Raw genomic sequence first — 22,997 nt, forward strand, 5'->3', positions numbered from 1 at the left:
CCATATCATATATCTGTCAGTTACTGCGCTTTATAAATTGGCAAGCGGCAGCAATACCGTAAATACTGTTTTCCCTGGTTGGGATGTCAATTTTATTTCACCACCTAATCCTTCCGTTAAATTCTTAACATGACTAAGCCCCAGTCCTGTCGACATTTGCCCAGTTATTTCCGAAAACTTGGTAGAATACCCGGGAGCAAATATTAGCTCGGTTTCTTCGGGGGCAATGCCCGGACCATTATCGGCAACAATCAAAATTAAATTGCCATCACTGCATTGCCCTGTTACCGCAATAACGCCGGCAGGCAGCGCAGCCTCAATGGCATTGATAATCAGATTGTTCAAAATGGAAACAATGTTGTAATACTTGTCGGTGATTAATCCGCCGTTATAGTTAAACGTAATGGTAACCGGCTTGTTCAAACTACTAATGTATCTTCTGGTATTTTGCTCAACAATCTGAAAAAATTCAGAGACTGGCAGCCCCTCGTCGCTTACTGCTACATCAAGAATCTCTTCAATTCCTCTGGTTACACGGTAATAGTCCTTTTTGACCTCATGAATTTCACGGGCAATCTCAAGCGCCCGGGCGGCAGGCGAGTCAAGCTGTGCTAACTCATCAGGACAAGCCTTCTTGAGAGTTTGCGACAACGTATAGCTTTTTTCCATGACTAACTCAATATCTGCCGACGATTTTTGCAGGTAAAATAACTCCGCCCTAAGCTTAGCAATAATTAAGATTAATTCAGCATAGCGGGCCGCATAGTCTTCAGCCAGCACAAAGTCGCGATAGCGCTTTAGTAAATAATAACTGGCCGCCGTTAATACTGCACGACCAATCCCTACTCCCACTAAAGGGGGGAAAATAGTTTCCAGGTTGCGACCGACAGGTTCCCAGCGAATAATAAGTTCCACGCAATTACTGGTAATATCACAAAGGCTTAAGAGCAGAATAAGAGCCGGGATACTGCCAGTGTGATCGCGTATCTTAAAGACCTTAAATAAGAGTCCGTAGGCCAGGTAAAACCCAAAGGACGGCAGGTTATGCATAAAGACAATAAACACTGTATCATCAACAAATGGATATTTTAAAGCTGTACGAAGCAAGAGAACCAACGCCCCTGATAAAACCGCGACCCGAACAATAGGCAATCGCTTAAAATACAACAACAGTGTGGCCAGTACAACCACACTTAGCGTAAACCGGAAATACCCGTCAAAAGGATAGGTAAATAGCAAGCCTGTTATACTAACCAACAATACAACATTAGTTATCATAATAAGGGATACCCGCTCATCCTATTCTGACAAATGCCAATAAAGGCCGCCAAAACTCTTGCTGTTACCCCCCAGATAACATAGTGATTATATTGGTAGAAAAGCACCGAATATTTAGCGCGGCCCCGGTAGCCCCGGGGATACTCAGGCGACAGCAGCTCAAACGGGAAACCATCCAGTGGCTTGGTAGCTGTCTCCATAAACGCTGTCTGAGGTTTAGCTGCAAGCAAAAAATCCAGCGGCACAGTAAAAACCTCGGCTACTTCATCCATATTGGGTACCAATGGTATGTCAGTTGTTATATATACTACATAAGGATAAAGAATAACACCGATAGGACTGACTAATAAATCCAGTGCTCCCAAGGCCGCAATATCGCCCTTTTTCACCCCAAGTTCTTCCACCGTCTCCCGCACTGCTGCTTCCAATGGACTGCTATCCCTGTTCTCGATACGACCACCGGGAAAGCAAATGTCGCCAGGCTGCCAGTTTAGTTTTCCTGAACGCACCTCAAATAAAATCGATGGTTGTCCAGCTATCTCAATAAGCGGTATAGTAACAGCAGCTTGCAGATAATCCTCTGCATTGGCAATTTTCCCAGATTGACTGGGTAATGCACCCGCCAGGGCCCTTCTCACAGTATGAGTATCCATGGCTTCACCCCTTATTAAAGCTCTATCTTTCCTTCTAAGCCAGGTGTAATTATCTTTTTCCCATCAGTCGTAATAAAAATAGCTTCCGTCCCCGGATACTGCTTAAGCAGCTCTTGCCCCTTTTCAACGCCCAGCACAAATATGGCAGTACTTAGTATATCCACATTGTTCTCTGCTTTTGCTACGATAGTGACACTGGCAACTCCTTGTGGCTGATATCCAGTATGAGGATCAATAATATGTGAATACCGTACACCATCTTTGATAAAAAAACGTTGATAGTCGCCTGATGTCTCCAGCACATCCCAGTCAACTAGTGCTAATTTGGCAGCAATACCTTCAGAATCCCGCGGGTCCTGTACACCAATACGCCAAGGCTGTCCGTCCGGGCGCTTACCGATAATCCGTACATCGCCGCCAGCGTTTACTAATGCCGACTTGATCCCATGAGCTTTAAGAGTGTCAATGGCTTTCCTGTCGGCATACCCCTTGGCTACTGCCCCGAGATCAATTCGCATGCCGGGCTTTGGCAAAAACACAGTATTGGCCTTGTCATCAATCTCAATTAGCACGAAATTGACTAATGGTAAAAGCGCTTTAATCTCGGAATCGCTAGGCACAAACTCCCCTTTATGGCCTACACTCCATAATTCCGTAAGCGCACCTACACTTACATCCAGCGCACCATTCAGCTGCTCAGACCGGCTGCGCGCCAGCTTTAGCATGGCAATAACATCTGGATCAACCTGCACCTTTTCTTTGCCTGCCGCTTGATTGATCTTAGACACTTGGCTGCTCTCATCAAAACGATTTGTCAACTCACTAATCCGTTTAAACTCCGCAAATGCCGCCTTAACACCCTCCTCATCGCTATTACCATACGCCGTTATCTCAATAATCGTATCCATAAGAAACTGAGTTTCTTTGTACGGTTTGGCAGCAAATGGGCTGCCCGTTGAGCAGCCTGCACCAACAACAAGTAGAAAAATCAGCAATACACTTGATCCTACACGACTTAATACATTCATAAATTGCAACCTCCGGACACAATATAATGGTTAGTTCTCCCCTAGTATTCATTATACCATCGAATTGCGCAACAGAAAGAGTATCCTGTCATTAACGTACAAAATTCAAAAAAATCCACCTACTTAGCAGGAATAACTCAACTTATATAGAATGAATCTCTATAGATGAAAATATTCACAATGCAGTGTGTCATGAAGATGCCTGGGTTCTGAAGAACCGGTGAACTGTTTTTTCTACACAATTTGATACCGCTGAACAAGGCTACGAAAGTCTCTTCCTGGCAGCAATGACCAGGGTTTCTTAGTAGTCTTTTTTTGTCCTCATCATTACCCTTTAAGTTAGTAATTAAATTTATTAGGAGTGATTAAATCATGCATATGGCAGACGCACTTATTTCCCCGGTCGTTGGCGGGGCTATGTGGGTAGCAACAGCTGGCTTGGCCGCTTATGCTGCAAAAAAAGTACAAAATGATCTTGATGATCGTAAAATCCCGCTTATGGGAGTGCTTGGAGCCTTTGTCTTCGCCGCCCAAATGATTAATTTTACTATCCCTGGTACAGGCTCTAGTGGTCATATAGGCGGCGGACTCTTGCTCGCCATCTTATTGGGACCACAGGCCGCTTTCTTAACCATTACCTCTATCTTAACCATTCAGGCCTTATTTTTTGCCGATGGCGGTATTTTAGCACTGGGCTGTAACATTTTCAATATGGGCTTCTTGGCCTGCTTCATTGGCTACCCGCTTATTTATAAACCCCTAACAGGTGAAACCCCTTCACAAGGACGCCTATTCATTGGTTCGGTATTAGCTGCCGTAATTGGCTTGCAACTGGGGGCCTTCGGCGTTGTATTGGAAACCCTCTTTTCCGGGATTTCCGAACTACCCTTTAGCACCTTTGTTCTTTTAATGCAGCCTATTCACTTAGCTATTGGCCTTGTTGAAGGACTGGTTACTGCCGCTATCGTAATATTTATTATGAAAGAATCACCGGAAATTTTGCTGAAAACAGCTAAAGGACAACCTTTTGGCGCTATTTCTATCAAAGGAGTATTAGTTACCCTGCTTATTGCCGCCATGCTTACCGGCGGTGCGCTAAGCTGGTTTGCTTCCGCCAACCCGGATGGTCTTGAATGGTCTATTGCTGGAGTTACCGGTGAAGATGAATTAAAAGCTCCGGAAGGAATTCATGGCTTCTTTGCCGAATTACAAGAAAAAACCGCATTTTTGCCTGACTATAACCTGAAGCAACCAGAAAAAGAAAAACCAGCAGCCACCGAAGCTAAAGCAACTGAAGAAAATGCCGCTTGGCCAGCTGTTGACAGTGGCACTTCCTTTGCCGGTATCTTAGGATCACTGTTAACATTAGCCTTTGCTTACTCTATTGGTAAAGGCTTACGGCGCTTCGCTAAGGAATAATTCAAATAGATTTCCTATGTATATAACATGTTAAATCTTTGCAGGCGTGTGGTGTGTTGGCAAAAGCAGAAGTCAAACGCTAGGGCGGAGCGTTGTCAACACACCACACGCCTGTATTCGTAAACTTCTTTAGTATAGAATATATATGCTTGTAAAAGAGGTTGATTATGCTAAAAATTGAAGCAAACTGGATAGACTTACGCTATCTTGACGCGCTTTCCAACCAAAACACCTTTATTCACCACCTCAACCCTTGCGTCAAGCTGATTGCCGCCCTTAGTTTTATCATTGCCGTTACATCTTTCTCCAAATATGAAATTACCGGGCTCTTTCCTTTTTTTCTTTTTCCGGCAGTCTTACTTTCCCTAGGCAACCTCCCTGTTGCCCCCATATGTAAGCGACTGCTGCTAGTAGCACCCTTTGTCCTGTTTATCGGCATATTCAATCCGCTTTTCGATCATACGCCAATCACTAAATTCGGCTCTATCGTCATTACCGGTGGCTGGGTTTCCTTTTTTTCTATCACCATCAGACTATGCCTGACAATTACTACCGCCTTGATTTTGGTAGCAACTACAGGAATTGATGCCCTTGGATCGGCATTACTCAGGATTGGCGTACCAAAAATTATTGTTGTTCAGTTGTTATTTATGTACCGCTATTTGCATGTTTTAGTAGATGAATTTGTGCGCTCCACGACCGCCTACAGCTTACGCTCGTTCCATGGCGATGGGGTTCAGTTCCGGGCATGGGGTTCACTCTTAGGTCAACTGTTGATTCGTTCCGTTGACCGGGCCAACCGTATTTATCAATCTATGCTTTGCCGCGGCTTTGACGGCGAAGTACGGCTGATGCGTACCAGCACTTTTACCCTATCAGACATAGGCTATCTTACCTTTTGGCTGGTCTTTTTCGTACTAATCCGCTTTTTTGATGTTCCAGAACTGCTAGGTAAATTACTCTTGGGGGTTTTCCAATGAGCCATCATATTGTCGAACTAAAAGATGTAACCTATACCTATCCTGATCAAACAGAAGCCCTTCGTGGCCTGTCTGTCCGTATTACCCACGGCGAGTCAGTTGCCATCGTCGGCGCCAACGGCTCAGGAAAAACCACCTTGCTTTCCCATCTGATTGGAGTACTTTTTCCCACTAGCGGCTCAATCAATATCGGCGGTTATCCAGTAACGAAAAAAACCTTACCCCATGTGCGCCGCGCCGTCGGTATGGTGTTCCAAAATTCCGATGACCAGCTATTTATGCCTACAGTATATGACGATGTTGCCTTCGGTCCCCTGAACCTGGGGCTCCCCCCCGAAGAAGTTGATGCCCGCGTAATAGCTTCCCTAACTACAGTAGGAGCATTACATCTTAAGGATCGCACGCCTTACCGGCTATCAGGCGGTCAAAAACGTTCAGTAGCTATTGCCACTGTCCTGGCCATGGACCCTTGCATTTTAGTCATGGATGAGCCTACCGCCGGCCTGGACCCGGCCGCACGACGCCAACTTATCAACTTGCTTAAAACCTTTGAGCATACAAAGATTATTGCTACCCATGACCTGGATCTGGTTTTAGACCTCTGTGCCCGTACAGTCGTGTTAAATGCCGGTACAGTCATTGCTGACGGCCCCACGTTGGACATCTTCAACAATGAAGAACTTCTCAATGAAGCGCATTTAGAAAAACCTTTCCGCATGCAAGGCTGCCCTATCTGTCATCCGCCAAAACAGTAAACTGGTTTAATAAGGCTAAATAATGAAAAAACCCCATCATAGAATTTCGGTATATTCCAAAATTCAATGATGGGGTTTTTTTGTGTTGCATACTCGACACGGCCAGTGACAGACCCCGAACCTAATGTTCATTCTGCCACCGAACGGCTATGTATACTTAATTCATGTATTCATTATAACATCTGTGTATACAAAAATCAATCTAAATCTTTGGGCAGATGCGAACTGAAATTTTTCCTTAAAATACAAAAACCGCCCACTGTACTTGAGTAGTTTTGGTACAACCAAAACTACTCAATTTTCATGTTATACCCAAATAGAACAGGTACTACTTTAGAGCCGGCTTTGTTAGCAAATCAGCAGGTTGAACTGTCATCACCAATGCAGCTAAATAATAGGATAATTATAATGATTATTATGACCCAACTATTGCCGCCATGGCCACCACAACCTTTACCAAAACCAAAACCCATATATATATATACCTCCTTTATTATGTAGTGGGGAGATATTATATACTATGATACCGGCGAGATTTTGCTACTAGTTTCGCTTTATTATAAGAGGATCATATCCCACGCTGGGGCTTAACTGTATTATTACACTGCAGTTTTTTCAACTTTTACCGCACATACTTTATATTCATAAGTTTTTGTAACTTTATCACCGCAACCCATGGTGACCTCATTAGTAGGACATGCGTGGTAATGGAAAGACATCCAGATTCCACCAGGCAATACGTCAGTAGTTACCCAAGCTCTAGCTTGTACTGTACCTCTGCGCGATGTGACTGTGATAAAATCCTGATCAGCAATATTTAGACGTTTCGCATCATCAGGATGAATCATAGCACGTTCTTCAGGGCGGTATTCTGTCAGATGTTTGGAATAACCAGCCGTAGTTAAACAATAATGATAAAGAATACGTCCCGTAGTAAGCATGAAAGGATATTCAGCATCTGGCAATTCAGCAGGCGGCTGATGTTCGATAGCTTTAAACACACCTTTCCCACAGGCAAATTTGCCATCGACATGGAGATACTGACTGCCCGGATGTTCTTTATCCGGTACTGGCCATTGCAATCCGTTCTCATCAATACGCTCAAAGGACAGACCGGCGAACATCGGACTTAATGAAGCCATTTCATCCATAATTTCACTGGGGTGGCTGTAGGACATCGGATATCCCATTTTGTTTGACAAGTCTCTTATAATTTGCCAGTCAGGGCGACTGTTGCCGATAGGCTCAATTGCTTGGCGAACTCGCTGCACACGGCGTTCACAGTTGGTGAATGAGCCATCTTTTTCAGCAAAAGAAGCTGCTGGAAGTATGACATCAGCCAATTTTCCCGTCTCAGTCATAAAAATGTTTTGCACTACCAGAAATTCAAGATGCTCAAAACCTTTTCGTACATGGTGGGCATCGCCATCCGACCGTATCGGGTCTTCCCCCATAACATACATAGCTTTCAGTTTACCAGCAATAGAGGCATCAAACATATCAGGCATCATCAGACCGACTTTATCTGACAATTTTACACCCCATGCTTTTTCAAATTTTTCCCGTACTGCTGCATTTGTGACGGACTGATAACCGGAATAAACATTAGGTAAAGCCCCCATATCACAAGAACCCTGTACATTATTCTGTCCACGCATCGGGTTTACACCTGAATAAAGTTTACCCACATTGCCAGTTAACATGGCTAAGTTAGCCAAGCTCATAACGTTATCAGTACCACAAATATGTTCGGTAATACCAAGTGTATAGAATATGGATGCCCGTTCAGCAGTTGCATAAATTTTGGCTGCCTCCATCAGTAAATGCTTCGGCACACCAGTTATATCTTCCACATATTCCGGGGTATATTTCTCAAGGACATCTGCCATTTTATCAAAATCAGTTGTACAAGAATTAATAAAATTCTGATCATGCCAACCAGCTTTGAGAATAATACGCATCATGCCATTAATAAGAGCTATATCCGTACCTGGCCTTAGTTGCATCCACACATGGGCTTTACCTGCCAGTTCGATCCTGCGTGGGTCGGCAACAATCAATGTAGCACCGTTACGCAGAGCTTGACGTATTTTAGCGCCAATCACCGGGTGAGCTTCTGTAGGATTACCGCCGATCAAAAATATCACTTTACATTGAGGCGCTTCATTAATAGAGTTGGTCATTGCGCCAGAACCAAATGAAGCTGCCAGACCGGCCACAGTAGGAGCGTGGCAGATACGGGCGCAATGATCAACATTGTTCGTACCAATAACTGCGCGCATAAACTTTTGCATGATATAGTTTTCTTCATTTACACACCGGGCTGAACTGACAGCCGCCAGCGCATCGCTGCCATACGTATTTTTTATTTCCTTAAATTTAGTAGAAATTAAATCAAGCGCTTCCTCCCAGGATGCTTCCACGAATTCGCCATTTTTCTTTATTAACGGTGTGGTCAAACGCTCAGGACTATGAACATAATCGGTTCCAAAACGTCCTTTTACACAGGTTAGTCGTCCATTGACCACACTTGTCAGGTTGGAAGTCACGCCAATTAATTTACCGTCTTTGACATTTAGATCATAATTGCAACCAACGCCGCAGAAAGGACAGGTTGTTTTAACCTTTTTATCCGGCTTCCCTACGCCGTTCATTGGCTTTTCTGTTAAAGCACCTACTGGGCAAGCAGATACGCAAGTGCCGCAAAATACACAATTGGAAGAGTCAATCATATCGGTATCAAAAGCTGGCGCTACCTTGGTATTAAAACCACGTTCAGTCCACTCTAACGTGTTACAACACTGCATTTCCTTACAAACACGTACACAGCGTCCACACAGGATACACTTATTGCTGTCCCTAATGATGAAAGGGTTGCTGTCATCAATGGCAAATTGGCGTCGTTCGCCTTCAGCTTTAATTTGTCTAACACCAAATGCGCTTGCTAAAGCTTGCAATTCACAATCCAGATTACGCTGGCAGGAAAGACATTCTTGGGGATGATTTGCCAGCATCAGTTCGATGACACTTTTTCTCGCTTCACGAATAGCAGGAGTATTAGTGCGCACAATCATTCCTTCGGCTACAGGATAAGTACAGGCCGTAACTAATCCCCGTGCGCCTTCAACTTCAACAACACATACCCGGCATGACCCTTCCGGAGTTAAATCGGCGAGATGACATAAAGTTGGAATGGTAACACCCGCTTCACGCGAAGCTTCTAAAATCGTGGACCCCTTACATGTTTGCACTGTCTGACCATCGACAGTAATGGAAATCATTTCCATTATAGATATCACTCTCCTTAAAATTTATATAATAATTGCATATCTCCTAGAGTGTACAAGTGCCCTAGTGAGATAAAGCAAGTTATTCGAACTTTGAAAGAGATTTGACCTTCCATAAGGCTCCTATAGACAGTAGGTAAAATAGGCAAACAAAAACCACCCGCAGCAAGGAGCCTAACTATTAAGTAATTATCCAGGAATATTCTCCACGCATAGTGAAAAATACCACTACTGCCACCTGCTTGTATACGTTTATAAAGTATAACTTTACAGGATAGACATAAAGGTAGGGTTGCTCCTGGAAATTACAATAACACTCCTTTACCAACGGGAGGCGTAACAGTTTCCCACTACCCCTGCGGTCATCAAATCATGCTCTTGCAAGTTTAGATAAGACAACTCGGAGGTATCCGCATTTCCATATATTTTATTTATATTTGTTATATTATTTTTCTATATATATATTTTTTATATTGATTATATTATTTTTATTTATATTCTTTTTGTAAATATTCAATATAATTTTTAAAATTCCTGCATATTATGTGAAAATAAATACAAATATTTTGAATTCTAGTCCAAAATAACGCCAGGATATCATTAATAGCTTGACAATTCGCCAAAGAAAAAGCTGCCACACTAAGTTACTTAGTGCGACAGCTTTTATTTGTAAGTATTGACTTAATTAAATATAGGCTTAACAGCTTAAACTATCGTCATCACCGCAGCAGCATAACAGTAAAATTATGATGATGATGATCACAACCCACGAACTTCCACCACGGCCATGGCTACCACAACCGCCAAAACCAAATCCCATTTTATATTCCCTCCTTCAGCTTAGCTATCCATATAGGGGTTTATTCAATGTATAGTATGCTGGTAGCTATTATTTAGTTACTGCTGTAGTGTTTGTTTTCTTTTTTCACCTATCCTTATTTAAATAACTGCAAGTGCATCTTACTGATTCGCTACCTCTTATTGGCATACCGGCAGTAGAAATAACTCTTCTTCCCGCAAATTTTTTAGATATCTTTTGAAATAGATAAATAGTAAATTGCCCTTCTACATCTTTTTTCAAATCCATCTCTTGATTTGAAAGTAGTGTTCCCTGAGTATATCCATCTACAAATGTATAAACATTTTGTCCATACCATGATAATAAATCCATCCCTTTTTGAGTGATTTTCTCTATTGCATGCTTATGAAGATAATGCCTGATATGAAATTTGTTAGGATTTTTGTCAAGTGATTGAATTGCTTCATTAGGAGTCGATATAAATAACAAGCCGCTTGGCTTGATACTTTTAATTATTTCCTCTAGTAAACTATCGTCATCCTCTACGTGTTCTAATGATTCAAAGCATGTAATCGCATCATACGCTTGAGTAGGAAGAACAAACGGAAATAATTTGTAGCAAAAAAAAATATTAGGTAGAATATAATGCTCATTTGCGAAATCAATTGCCTCTCTAGAACCGTCTATACCATAAACAACCACTGTGCCTTTTAAGCTATTCCCTAAATGAAAAGCACCATATCCTGTCCCTGTAAATACATCTAAAATTGATAAACTTCTCTTTTTAATTTTTCTAATTGTTTCACCAGCAAAAATATATCTTGCTAAATGGTCATACCTAATTTCATCAAGTGTTACGCCAGTTTGGCGCTCGCCACTATACAATGAATAATCTTTCACTACTAAACATCCTCCATCATCAACATTGGGGCAACTATACATTTTATAGTATTCATACCTAGATCGATATGTAACAATGGTAAATAAACATAATGCCAAAAGCCCCGGATAGCGTGGGGCTTTTGGCATTATGTTTATGTAATTCAGTTGTTATCTTTATACGCTCTCTTGCTATGTAACACTCACTTAGCCTAAATCATATAGTATAAATGAAATTACTTTTAGTGGAGTAATGACTTTATTACTAATGCGGCCGTATTAGTCCTACTCCTAGAAAAAGAAGGGAGGTATTTTGTGCAAAAGGTTGCGTTGATTACCGGAATCACTGGGCAGGATGGAGCTTACCTGGCTGAGTTTTTGTTAACTAAAGGATATTATGTACATGGAATAAAACGCAGAAGCTCTCAGTCTAATACTGATCGGATTGATCATTTATATAAAGACATTCACGAAAATGATATTCGTTTTTTTCTCCACTATGGTGATCTTACCGACTCTACAAATTTAATTCGTATCATTCAACAAGTTCAACCTGATGAAATTTACAACCTGGCTGCGCAAAGTCACGTCCAAGTTTCATTTGAAACTCCGGAATATACAGCTAATGCCGATGCTGTTGGAACTTTAAGGCTACTCGAGGCCATTCGAATCCTCGGATTAACAACAAAGACCCGGATATATCAAGCATCCACTAGTGAGTTATTTGGGAAGGTACAAGAAACACCCCAAAAAGAGACGACCCCTTTTTATCCGCGTAGTCCATATGCCGTCGCTAAAATTTACGCTTACTGGATAACAGTAAACTATCGGGAAGCTCACGGGATATACGCATGTAATGGTATTTTATTTAATCATGAATCCCCTATCCGCGGCGAGTCCTTTGTAACCCGTAAAATCACCAAGGCAGCAGCACGCATTAAACTTGGCTCACAAGAAAGCTTATATCTTGGTAATCTTGATGCCAAGCGAGACTGGGGCTATGCCGGTGACTATGTAAAAGCTATGTGGCTGATGCTTCAACAAGAGCAGCCGGAGGATTATGTTATTGCCACAGGCAAGTCTCATTCGGTACGAGAGTTTGTAGAGTTAGCGTTTAAAAATGCCGGCATTACTATTGTATGGCGTGGCACCGGATTAGAAGAAAAAGGAATCGATCCGGCTAGCGGCAAGGAACTTGTCCATATAGACCCTCGCTATTTTAGACCAGCCGAAGTGAATCTTTTACTAGGTGATCCGACCAAAGCAAAAGAAAAATTAGGCTGGACATCGGAAACCAGCTTCGAAAAGCTTGTAAGTATGATGGTTACTGAAGATCTAAAAAATGCCGAGCGGGATTTATTATGCAAGAGAAACGGTTTCAAAGTTAGTAATTGGAGCGAGTAAGAACAGTGCTATCAGCAAAGTATGAAGTTACTCCTGTCGAGTAAAAAAGAAAGGAGGTATTTTGTGCAAAAGGTTGCGTTAATTACCGGTATCACTGGCCAGGATGGAGCTTACTTAGCTAAGCTTCTGTTAGATAAAGGATATTATGTGCATGGAATAAAACGCAGAAGCTCTCAATTTAGCACAGATCGGACTAATCACGTATATAACGGCATTAACGATACTGATATTCGTTTTTCTCTTCATTATGGTAATCTCACCGATTCTATAAATTTAATTCGTATCATTCAACAAGTTCAACCTGATGAAATTTACAACCTAGCTGCGCAAAGTCACGTACAAGTTTCATCTGAAACACCAGAAGATATAGCTAATGCTGATGCTATCGGCACCTTAAGACTACTTGAGGCCATCCGAATCCTCGGATTGACAGCAAAAACCCGTTTTTTTCAAGCATCCACTAGTGAGTTATTTGGCAAGGTGCAAGTAACGCCGCAAAAGGAGACGACACCTTTTTATCCTCGTAGTCTATATGCCGCAGCTAAAATATACAGTTACTGGATAACAGTTAATTATCGGGAAGCTTACGGGATATACGCATGTAATGGTATTTTATTTAATCATGAGTCCCCTATCCGCGGCGAGTCCTTTGTAACCCGTAAAATCACCAGGGCAGCAGCACGCATTAAGCTTGGCTCACAAGAAAGCTTATATCTTGGAAATCTTGATGCCAAACGAGACTGGGGCTATGCCGGTGACTATGTAAAAGCTATGTGGCTGATGCTTCAGCAAGAGCAGCCGGAGGATTATGTTATTGCCACAGGCAAGGCTCATTCGGTACGAGAATTCGTAGAGTTAGCGTTTAAAAATGCCGGCATTACTATTGTATGGCGTGGCACCGGTTTGGAAGAGAAGGGAATAGAGCCGGCTAGCGGCAAGGAACTTGTCCATATAGACCCTCGCTATTTTAGACCAAATGAAGTATATCTTTTACTAGGTGATCCGGCCAAAGCAAGAGCGAACTTAGACTGGACATCGGAGACAAGCTTCGAAAACCTTGTGAGTATGATGGTTGCAGAAGATCTAAAAAATGCACAACGGGATTTGTTATGCAAAAATAATTGAATTTCAGGGTTAGCGACTGGAGCGGGAAAGGTAGAATATGGTTGTGGACTTTCTTGTTAACGAGTAATTGCACTTGATCCAAAAGCAGTAGATAAACCAAAAGCTACAGCCAGTGTCATCCCAAGATTATGTAACATATATTGAAGTAGACACTACTTAGGAGGGATTAAAATTGTCAACTTCAACATACATTCCCATGCTCCGGAATGGCTCTTTTGCACACACAGAAGGTTTTAACACAACTGCAAACAGCTTTGCCTCTCATGCCGAGGGGTGTGTTACAGTGGCCGGCGTAAACGAAACGGAAGGCAACGCGGCTCATGCCGAAGGCTGGGCTACGACGGCCAGTGGCTGTGCTTCCCATGCCGAAGGATCAGGAACAACAACGGGAGGGTTGGCTGCCCATGCCGAAGGGGAAAGTACCGCAGCCAGTGGCTACTGGTCTCATGCGGAAGGATATAGCTCAACAGCCAATAATACGGCGGCCCACGCAGAAGGCTGGTTCACGACGGCCAGCGGCAATGCCGCCCATGCTGAAGGAGCAGAAACAACAGCCGGAGGTCAGGCTGCCCATGCCGAAGGACTGAACGCCTTGGCCAGCGGTTCCGGCTCTCACGCCGAAGGCTCTACCTCATTGCCACGAGCCGGTGCACCTGTTATCGGTACCCGTGCTTTGTCCAGAGGATCACATGCCGAGGGGTTGGCCACGACCGCGGGAATCGATGAAAACCATGGTGAGGGCGCTCATGCCGAGGGCCTAGTCTCAACTGCCGGCGGCGCAGCCTCCCATGCTGAGGGAAACACCACAACAGCGAGCGGCGAAGCTTCACATGCAGAAGGTTACCAAACAACAGCCGCCGGTTATGCTTCCCATGTCGAAGGCGATTATACTGTAGCTAGCGGAAACTCCTCCCATGCCGAAGGAACTTATGATACGGCTGATCGAACAAAAATTACCAAGGCCTTGGCGCGGGGATCTCATGCCGAGGGAATTGGCACAACAGCGGGAGTGGATAACGATAACGGTCTAGGGGCTCACGCCGAAGGCAATACAACAGTGGCCAGCGGCAATTATTCCCACGCCGAAGGCCTTAGCACTGCCGCCAGCGGTAATGCCTCGCATGCCGAGGGGTACAACACAACAGCTGGCAATAATGCTTCTCACGCCGAAGGCCAAGGCACGACTGCCAGCAATGAGGCTTCCCACGCCGAAGGCCAAGGCACGACTGCCAGCGGTATGGCTTCTCACGCCGAAGGCCAGGGTGCAGAAAACACTGGCGCATTGGGTCAAGCTTCTCACGCCGAAGGCCAAGGCTCTACCGCCAGCGGTATGGCTTCACATGCCGAAGGAAACACCACAACAGCCGACGCTACGGCTTCGCACGCAGAAGGCATAGGCACGAGCGTCGCTAGCGCTGCGACAGCCGCCCATGCCGAGGGAAACGCCACTCATGCCAACGGCCCGGCTTCACATGCAGAAGGCCAAAGCACTACCGCCAGCGGTAACGCTTCTCACGCCGAAGGCATAGGTGCAGAAAACACTGGCGCATTGGGTCAAGCTTCTCACGCTGAAGGAATCAACACTCTTGCCAGCGGACCAGCTTCTCACGCCGAAGGCATAGGCACAATAGCCAATAATGTTGGCGCTCATATTATGGGGCAGTATGGTGAAGCAGTTACTGCATTTTCCTGGTACCTGGCCAACGGTACCGGATCTGATAATATGGGTATAGGTGCGAAAATTATTGGCTCAGATTCCTCTGCTGCTGCTCCGTACACAGGTCTAACTAACGGCTATATTGACGGTACATGGTTTACCGGCGGTGCCGACTACGCGGAAACGTTTGAGACGACCGACGGTCAGACGATCACTCCCGGATATTTTGTCACACTGGACGGCAAAAAAATCCGGAAAGCTGAACCTGGAGACTATATTCTGGGAGTAACCAGCATCAACTATTCCGTGCTGGCTAACAGCGGGGAATTGCACTGGAAGGACAAATATCTTACCGACGAATGGGGACGGATCCAGAAAGAGGAAGTTGTCATACCGGCAGAGACAGATAACACTGGCAATATAATCATCCCCGAGCACACAGAAATAAGACCGGTACTGAACCCGGCCTGGGACAATACCCAGACGTATATCCCCCGCCTGCAGCGGCCTGAATGGGTGCCGGTAGGTTTACTAGGGCAGATCCTGGTACGGCACGACGGCACCTGCCAGGTTAATGACTATTGCAGCGCCGGCAGCGGCGGAATTGCCACTGCTGCGCCAAATGGGTACCGGGTACTGGAACGCGTAAGCGACACGCAGATTCTGATAATGTTCCGCTGATAATCGATAATACACTGACCTTACGTGCAGCTTTTCAGATCACCTTTTTAGGGCTCGATAAACTATAGTTTATCGAGCCCTATTCAAAACTTTGTCCAGGTAATTTGCAAAGTGAACAATATCATATTCCGTGACAATCCGATTGATAGCTTTTTCTCTAAGCTGTTGCCAAAGCTCTTTATCAGTATACAGACGCCTGCACTGCTCGGCAAACTCTGCTGCTGTATCCCCAACCAGAACCTCTTGTTCATGCCGCCAGCTCAGCTGCTTTGCTAAAATAGGTGTTACCACAACAGGAATTCCATGCGCAGAAGCTTCAAGTACTTTGAGAGGAATGCCTGCTGCAAATCTCGTCGGCGCAATAAAAATCCGGCAATTATTATACCAGTCTGTAAGGTCATCAATAGTGCCTAACAGAACTACGTCAGGAGAATTAATTTTTCTGAGCGCTTTTGCTCCATTTTTACCTATTAAATATAACTTAACCCGTTCCTTGCGGACGGCGTTGATCAACGGTAACACTTCGCTTGTAAACCACATCACCGAATCAACATTAGGCGAGCCGTCTTCCTCCAGACATCCTACAAACAACATATCCTTTCGTTCTTCAAAATTTTTAAGCGTTGGGTTAGCCGCTAATGCATGACCTAAAACATGGACATCATTATATCCGGCATTTCTGAAATACTGTGCTTCTTGATTAGATACAGCTAGAATGGTATGTGAGACCTTAGCCAATGCCAATTCATTGTCAATGCATTTGGCCGCTACCTTTTCCGGTATTGACTTTCTTTGTATTTTTAACCTCTGAATCTCCCTGATTGACCAAATTGCTTCGGCATCATAGATTATTTTTAGTCCGGAAAATAAACCCGGGCTTTTGTTATACAATTTATTTATTTTCATCATATTTGGTGGCCGGCTAATAAATAAAACATCATAATAACCAGCCCGGTCTGTCAGGAAGCGTTCCAGTTTATTTATGCCATACCCCCGTATAACCTCAATCGTGTCAGGAATAGCTTCATAAATATCCTGCCAATCATCTACTAGATTAGGTTGGTATAATGGATAAAAAGTAATAAACCAGCCATTTTCGGTGATTGTCTGTAAGATTCTTTTAGCTCTTGGATAACCGGCTCCTAAATTTTTCAAAGGAACACGATCATCCATAAATAACACGCGCTTTATATCAGTAAGACTTTTATGTGCTTCCATTATCTCTCGTCCAGGAGCAGAAATTTGATTTACATATTTTTTACTAGGAAAATACTGATCCTTTTCTCGCATTTTATCTAGTCCTTTTCCTCTCTATTCGACAACCGTAAGGTTGTCATATTTTTTTTACCGACTCACAGTATTCAAATGTTTATATTCTTATATATATTATTCATATTTGAAAAACCTGTGAATACTGGGAACCGGCTTTCCCTGGACAATGGCACTTATTCGCACGCTTTTGTAATTAACGCATATACTGCAATGTACCAGAGTTTCACCTGGTGCCCAGTACCCCTCGTATCCCGCTTCCTAATACAATCGTCCATTTTTAGGTAAAGGAACTGATTATATGTCGAAAGATAATATGGTAATTGACAAAACCGCTTTCGGCAGCCCACACAAGAACCGGCATATTATCGGAATTGACGGGCGCGTTTTTAGTACAGAGGCTGCTGATCGCGGCATGGGTAGGTATGTACGTGCATTAATCGACTATTTTCATGCCTCCGGCCATGTTATATGTTTGATTTTATACGCCAATAGCCGTCTAGCTGAAGATGATCCCCTTCTTACAAAATGTTCTTTCTCTCATTGTATCAATATTATTCCAAATCAATTTGGCAAAGAAGACATTCACATTTCATCTTATGAAATCGAAAAAGCTGCCAGAGATTTCAACTTCGCGATATATGTTGATGCTACGCCCTTCATTCTACCGGCACGATTTGATATTACGCACTGCGCCACACTCTGTATCGCCTATGATCTTATACCGTTACGATACCCGTCCTATTATCTACGCTCTCCCGTACTGGTTGAATGTTACCACAATAGTCTGGACCGGCTGCGTAAGGCTGATGGGGTTATCACAATTTCTGCAACCGTGAAAGAGCACCTAGTGCGCTATCTCGGATTGGACAGGGAACGAATTACGGTTATATACCCAAACCTGTCACCGGAGTATCAAGTCCCCTGTGCCTCAGACAAGACTCTGCGGCACGACATATTTTCAATCCTAGGCTCGCATAGGTCAAAAAATACTACGCAAGCTCTTGCATTACTAAAACAAGCCTCCGAAATAGCAGGTGAACCTGTCAATATTACTACGCCAACTAAGGACCAGTACAAGGCTATCAAACAGATTACCAGCGCTGGTCTGTTTAACGTAGACTGTGCAATCACAGAGGCTGAAAAGCTGCGGTTACAGATGAATTCAAAACTTGTTGCTCATCTATCTGTCGATGAGGGCTTCGGAATACCCTTCCTGGAGGCATTGTTTCTGGAAGCAAAGGTTTTCGCGATCAATATACCAATGAACAGAGAAATCTTAGAGACGGGAGGCGACTTCACCGGTGCTTGTTTTCTTCACTCATCACAAAGCAGGAAGCTAGATGAAGCTAGCTTCCTGCAATTTATGACCACACCAGCCAGGTCAGAATATTATAGTAAACTGCGCAGTTTTTTTAAATCACATTGGGAACAGGCTCCCCGTATTCTTACTAAAGCTTGTGAAGATGCAGTCAACCGTTTTTCGGCCTGGAGAAATGACATGGCCGTACGGGTTGTCAGCAATACACCTGCTATCTTTTGCGGTGTTGCTGACTATTCTTCTGCTATTCCGGCAGGTGTTGATAAACAAGTACTTTTCTATACCGCAGACACGAACGCTAAAAAGCTGCCGGCTTATCCGAATGTTCGGATCAAAAGTTACAAATCGTTTGCTCTCGATATCCCCGACTTTGATAATCCTGTTATTTATAATCTGGCAATCTCAGATAGCCTTGGCTTTGGGGTGGAATTGCTCCAGAAATTCGGTAAAGCTTCCGATATTGTCGTTGCTCACGATTTGGTTTACCTGTTTGGTTTAGTGTACTATTTCTATTGTTCAGGAAAATTTAGTGAGTTATTTACTACTTATACCATCGGTTTAGACAGTGCTTTAATTCCGCGCATACAAGCCGCAACCGCGGGAGGCTTAACTAATCTGGAAAACTTTATGCCGATAGAGCAAGCTTTTAGTTCAGCCTGGCTGAGGGAAAAAGGCAGCCATTTAATTTCACATTCACCCCTGGTTGAGAAATGCCTGGGAGAAGAGATCGGAATAAATACTACGTTTGTTTCGTCAATAAAATACATTCCCATGGGTATTGATGACCGGGCCATTCCACAGCTGGTCCGGGCAGCGCGAAGCTGGAGGCGTTCTCATGGTATACAGGAGCACGATGTTCTAATTGGTGCCTTCGGTTCGATTGTGAAAGTCAAATACCTTGCAGAAATTGCCGAGGGAATTGCAGCCTACATTGAAAAAACACGCAACATTACAGCAGTATCCCGGCGCATCTTCTTCCTGCTCAGCGGTAAAATTGTTGATCAGGAGACTTTTGGACAAATTAACAAACATTTCATTGCAAAAAACTTAAAGAATAGACTGATCTTCGAAAACTCTCATGACGAAATGGACTTTGACACCTTGTTAGTGGCGGCTGATACCGTCGTCGCTTGTCGAAAGCAAGAGCGAGTACACATGAGTCATGCTCTAGTGCGTGCTCTTTCGCTAGGGCGACCTATTATAACAAACCGCCAAAGCGGATTCGGGCTGGACAATGAGCTCGTGCTTAACGAAAATGGAATAAGTGCGTCGATCGAGATAGTGCTGGATACAATTATGAGAACACCTGAGATGCTGAGAAGCCTCTCAATAAAAGCGCGAGAAAAGTTCGAAGCCGATCATCGTATTGAGAATATGGTTACAAACTTCTTGTTAACGAGTACCTCATCTTGTGGGGAAAGCGGTAGATAAAATCAAGGCAACAGCAGTGTCACTCCAAGATTATGTAACATATACTGAAATAGACATGACTTTAGGAGGGATTAAAATGTCTACCACAGAAAACACCCCGATGCTCCGGGGTGGCTCCTTTTCACACACAGAAGGTTTCAATACAACTGCAAACAGCTTTGCCTCTCATGCCGAGGGGTCTGTTACAGTAGCCGGCATAAATGAAACGGACGGCAGCGCAGCTCATGCCGAAGGTTGGGCTACGATAGCTAACGGCAATGCTTCTCATGCCGAAGGATCAGGAACAACAACTCAAGGTCTGGCTGCCCATGCCGAAGGGGAAAGCACTGCAGCCAGCGGCTACTGGTCTCATGCCGAAGGGTATAGCTCAACAGCCAATAATACGGCGGCCCACGCCGAAGGCTGGTTCACGACGGCCAGCGGCAGTGCCACCCATGCCGAAGGATCAGAAACAAATGCCAGCGGTCAGGCTTCTCATGCCGAAGGCTACCAAACGATATCGATCGGCAATTATAGCCACGTAGAAGGATATGTCACTGAGGCCAGCGGTGAGGCTTCCCACGCGGAAGGCGAAAACGCAACAGCCAGCGGTGAGGCTTCCCACGCAGAAGGCGGAAACGCAATAGCCAGCGGTGAGGCCTCCCATGCTGAGGGAAACACCACAACAGCCAGCGGTCAGGCTTCCCACGCAGAAGGCGGAAGCACAACAGCTCTGGCCGCGGGTTCCCATGCCGAAGGGTTTGGCACGACGGCGGGTGTGGATAACGAGAACGGTCTAGGGGCTCATGCCGAGGGAAACACCACAAATGCCTCGGGCGGGTATTCCCACACAGAAGGCGGATTCACTAATGCTCTGGCCTTGGGTTCCCATGCCGAAGGGATTGGCACAACAGCTCTGTCCGCGGGTTCCCATGCCGAAGGGTTTAGCACAACAGCGGGTGTGGATAACGTTAGCGGTCATGGGGCCCACTCCGAAGGCCTTTTAACACTAGCCAGTGGCACATATTCGCACGCCGAAGGCCAAAGCACAACTTCCAGTGGTATCCGTTCCCACGCAGAAGGCGGATTCACTATTGCCGATGCCCTTAACTCCCATGCGGAGGGTTTTAATACGAATACGCTCTCTTTTACCGGCGCTCATATTATGGGTCAGTACGGTGCGGCAGATGCTCCATATTCCTGGTTCCTGGCCAACGGTACCGGTCCTGATGAGCTCATGGGCTTAGGTGCCAAAATTATTGGCGTAGATTCCTCTGCTGATTCTCCGTACACAGGTCTGACTAACGGCTATATTGACGGCACGTGGTTTACCGGCGGTGCCGACTACGCAGAAATGTTCGAGACGATTGACGGCCAGACGATCGCTCCCGGGTATTTTGTCACACTGGACGGCGAAAAAATCCGGGAAGCTGAGCCTGACGACTATATTTTGGGGGTAACCAGCATCAACTATTCCGTGCTGGCTAACAGCGGGGAATTGCGCTGGAAGGACAAATATCTTACAGACGAATGGGGACGGATTCAGAAAGAGGAAGTTGTTATACCGGCAGAAACCGACGACGCAGGCAATGTGATCATCCCCGAACACACAGAAATAAGGCCGGTATTGAACCCGGACTGGGACAGTACCCTGACGTATATCCCCCGCCTGCGGCGGACCGAATGGGTGCCGGTAGGTCTTTTGGGGCAGATACTGGTGCGGCACGACGGCACCTGCCAGGTCAATGGTTACTGCAGCGTTGGCAACGGCGGAATTGCCACTGCCTCGCTTAACGGGTACCGGGTGCTGAAACGCGTAAGCGACACTCAGATTCTGATAATGTTTCGTTGATAATCGATAATACACTGCCCTTACGTGTACGCTTTTAGCTTGCCAGTGGAGTAACTTATCAATCTTGAACAAGGTAAAGTAGGCTGGGGGTACGGAACCACTCTCAGCCTCTTTCCGTCTATAAAAGTAGGCCAAAATTCTATAACAAATTTAGGAGGCAGCCATGAACTATTCAAAAGTAATCGATTTAAAAGATTTTGAGAGTTCTCATTTACGGCCATTATTAGAACAATTCGCCGCAGTCGAGATGCAGCGTTTTGGGATTAAGGATCCCAAGGTTATTCCGGATTCAAAGCATTGGGAATGTGCAATGGCGATACGAGCTTTTGAAGAATTCGGCTTGATCAAAGAAAGAAATACCTTTGCCGGGATCGGGGCTGGCACAGAGTTAACCACTTTTTTTCTGGCGTCCAGGGGCTGTATTACGTTTCCCTGTGATCGATATATGGAGAATACACCCTGGTCAGACGTATCACCCATCGGCATGATGCTTGAGCCGCAATGGTATTCAGAATTAAAGTTTCCCTGGGGTCATGTAATTCCCGTAAATACAGATGCACGCAAACTTAGGCTTCCCTCTTCCTTTTTCGATGGCATTTACTCTTCGGGATCGCTCGAACACTTTGGCTCATTAGCTGCTGTCGCAGCTGCTACCCAGGAAATAGCCAGAGTACTAAAACCAGGCGGCTACGCGTCAATTTCTACCGAGTTTCGTTTAGAAGGCCCCGAGGACCGTCCATGGTTTGATAATAACTGTATCTTGTTTACACCACAGCTAATTGATGATTACATTATTAAGCCGTCAGGATTAACGCTTGTCGGGGATCTTGAGACTATCCCTTCTGACGAAACTTTTTATACACGCCGGCGATTAGTTGATTTTCTTGAATCAGCCCGTTCGATTCAATCTTTGGCCGATAAAGAAGCGGCATATCCGAATTTAGTACTTTTTCACGAAGGATTCCTTTTTGGTTCCGTTCATTTGTTATTAAAAAAACCTTATAATTGGGCTGTGACTCTACCTGCAGGATCTGACTCTTTTGCTAAAGAGATTGCTCGTAATAACGAAAATGCCCATTATGCCCTGACCCGTACCTTTATAAAAAAAACCTCCTCAAGCAAAGGAGAATGACTTGAGGGACACAGAGGAACTCTCAAAAATCGAGTGTTCTTAGATCTTAAAAACAACAGTTACGAGTT

The 22,997-nt window shown here is 44.6% G+C and carries 15 protein-coding genes and 1 riboswitch; of the genes, 9 read left to right on the forward strand and 6 right to left on the reverse strand.

Annotated elements, in window-relative coordinates; translation table 11 throughout:
- Nucleotides 1-30 precede the first annotated feature (30 nt).
- The 3 genes from AC1ECB_RS20330 to AC1ECB_RS20340 are packed head-to-tail and all read right to left on the reverse strand — an operon-like array spanning nucleotide 31 to nucleotide 2,959.
- Nucleotides 31-1,278, reverse strand: a complete 1,248-nt coding sequence (locus AC1ECB_RS20330) for a sensor histidine kinase (RefSeq protein WP_485665488.1) — start codon at nucleotides 1,276-1,278, stop codon at nucleotides 31-33.
- Nucleotides 1,275-1,931, reverse strand: a complete 657-nt coding sequence (locus tag AC1ECB_RS20335; RefSeq protein ID WP_485665489.1) for an NUDIX hydrolase — start codon at nucleotides 1,929-1,931, stop codon at nucleotides 1,275-1,277. Before AC1ECB_RS20335 ends, AC1ECB_RS20330 begins: the two co-directional genes overlap by 4 nt.
- 14 nt (nucleotides 1,932-1,945) lie before the next feature.
- The gene (locus AC1ECB_RS20340) at nucleotides 1,946-2,959 is read right to left on the reverse strand and encodes an FAD:protein FMN transferase (RefSeq protein WP_485665490.1); all 1,014 of its coding nucleotides are present in this window, start codon (nucleotides 2,957-2,959) and stop codon (nucleotides 1,946-1,948) included.
- Nucleotides 2,960-3,331: 372 nt separating this feature from the next.
- Here AC1ECB_RS20340 and AC1ECB_RS20345 point away from each other — a divergent pair, with 372 nt between their 5' ends.
- The 3 genes from AC1ECB_RS20345 to AC1ECB_RS20355 all read left to right on the forward strand — a co-directional run bounded on the left by AC1ECB_RS20345 (nucleotide 3,332) and on the right by AC1ECB_RS20355 (nucleotide 6,113).
- Nucleotides 3,332-4,378, forward strand: coding sequence for an energy-coupling factor ABC transporter permease (locus tag AC1ECB_RS20345; protein ID WP_485665491.1), 1,047 nt, complete (start codon nucleotides 3,332-3,334; stop codon nucleotides 4,376-4,378).
- A gap of 167 nt (nucleotides 4,379-4,545) precedes the next feature.
- Nucleotides 4,546-5,358 (forward strand): cobalt ECF transporter T component CbiQ, encoded by an 813-nt coding sequence (gene cbiQ, locus AC1ECB_RS20350; protein ID WP_485665492.1) that lies wholly within the window; start codon nucleotides 4,546-4,548, stop codon nucleotides 5,356-5,358.
- Nucleotides 5,355-6,113, forward strand: coding sequence for an energy-coupling factor ABC transporter ATP-binding protein (locus tag AC1ECB_RS20355; RefSeq protein WP_485665493.1), 759 nt, complete (start codon nucleotides 5,355-5,357; stop codon nucleotides 6,111-6,113). The genes cbiQ and AC1ECB_RS20355 overlap by 4 nt, the downstream gene beginning before the upstream one ends.
- Nucleotides 6,114-6,712: 599 nt before the next feature.
- Here AC1ECB_RS20355 and fdhF read toward each other — a convergent pair.
- Entirely contained in the window at nucleotides 6,713-9,400 is a 2,688-nt protein-coding gene (gene fdhF, locus AC1ECB_RS20360; protein WP_485665494.1) for a formate dehydrogenase subunit alpha, read from the reverse strand.
- Nucleotides 9,401-9,699: 299 nt separating this feature from the next.
- Nucleotides 9,700-9,818: riboswitch (molybdenum cofactor riboswitch) on the reverse strand.
- Between the two features lie 507 nt (nucleotides 9,819-10,325).
- Nucleotides 10,326-11,099 carry a class I SAM-dependent methyltransferase gene (locus AC1ECB_RS20365; protein ID WP_485665495.1) on the reverse strand — a complete coding sequence of 258 codons (774 nt, stop codon included), beginning with the start codon at nucleotides 11,097-11,099 and terminating at the stop codon, nucleotides 10,326-10,328.
- A gap of 294 nt (nucleotides 11,100-11,393) precedes the next feature.
- Between AC1ECB_RS20365 and gmd (AC1ECB_RS20370) the strand changes: the two genes are divergently transcribed.
- The 3 genes from gmd (AC1ECB_RS20370) (at nucleotide 11,394) to AC1ECB_RS20380 (ending at nucleotide 15,945) form a co-directional block, all read left to right on the forward strand.
- Nucleotides 11,394-12,482, forward strand: coding sequence for a GDP-mannose 4,6-dehydratase (gmd, locus tag AC1ECB_RS20370; RefSeq protein WP_485665496.1), 1,089 nt, complete (start codon nucleotides 11,394-11,396; stop codon nucleotides 12,480-12,482).
- A gap of 63 nt (nucleotides 12,483-12,545) precedes the next feature.
- Nucleotides 12,546-13,607 (forward strand): GDP-mannose 4,6-dehydratase, encoded by a 1,062-nt coding sequence (gene gmd / locus AC1ECB_RS20375; protein WP_485665497.1) that lies wholly within the window; start codon nucleotides 12,546-12,548, stop codon nucleotides 13,605-13,607.
- Nucleotides 13,608-13,779: 172 nt separating this feature from the next.
- The gene (locus tag AC1ECB_RS20380; protein WP_485665498.1) at nucleotides 13,780-15,945 is read left to right on the forward strand and encodes a peptidase G2 autoproteolytic cleavage domain-containing protein; all 2,166 of its coding nucleotides are present in this window, start codon (nucleotides 13,780-13,782) and stop codon (nucleotides 15,943-15,945) included.
- Nucleotides 15,946-16,014: 69 nt separating this feature from the next.
- Here AC1ECB_RS20380 and AC1ECB_RS20385 read toward each other — a convergent pair whose 3' ends face one another.
- Nucleotides 16,015-17,163: a glycosyltransferase gene (locus tag AC1ECB_RS20385; protein ID WP_485665499.1), complete on the reverse strand. Its 1,149-nt coding sequence runs from the start codon at nucleotides 17,161-17,163 to the stop codon at nucleotides 16,015-16,017.
- A gap of 352 nt (nucleotides 17,164-17,515) precedes the next feature.
- Here AC1ECB_RS20385 and AC1ECB_RS20390 point away from each other — a divergent pair, with 352 nt between their 5' ends.
- The 3 genes from AC1ECB_RS20390 (at nucleotide 17,516) to AC1ECB_RS20400 (ending at nucleotide 22,929) form a co-directional block, all read left to right on the forward strand.
- The gene (locus AC1ECB_RS20390) at nucleotides 17,516-19,966 is read left to right on the forward strand and encodes a glycosyltransferase (RefSeq protein ID WP_485665500.1); all 2,451 of its coding nucleotides are present in this window, start codon (nucleotides 17,516-17,518) and stop codon (nucleotides 19,964-19,966) included.
- A gap of 76 nt (nucleotides 19,967-20,042) precedes the next feature.
- Nucleotides 20,043-21,797, forward strand: coding sequence for a peptidase G2 autoproteolytic cleavage domain-containing protein (locus AC1ECB_RS20395; RefSeq protein ID WP_485665501.1), 1,755 nt, complete (start codon nucleotides 20,043-20,045; stop codon nucleotides 21,795-21,797).
- 163 nt (nucleotides 21,798-21,960) lie between these two features.
- Nucleotides 21,961-22,929 (forward strand): class I SAM-dependent methyltransferase, encoded by a 969-nt coding sequence (locus AC1ECB_RS20400; RefSeq protein ID WP_485665502.1) that lies wholly within the window; start codon nucleotides 21,961-21,963, stop codon nucleotides 22,927-22,929.
- Nucleotides 22,930-22,997 lie beyond the last annotated feature (68 nt).

It is taken from the genome of Sporomusa sp. 246TCP1, assembly GCF_057319775.1.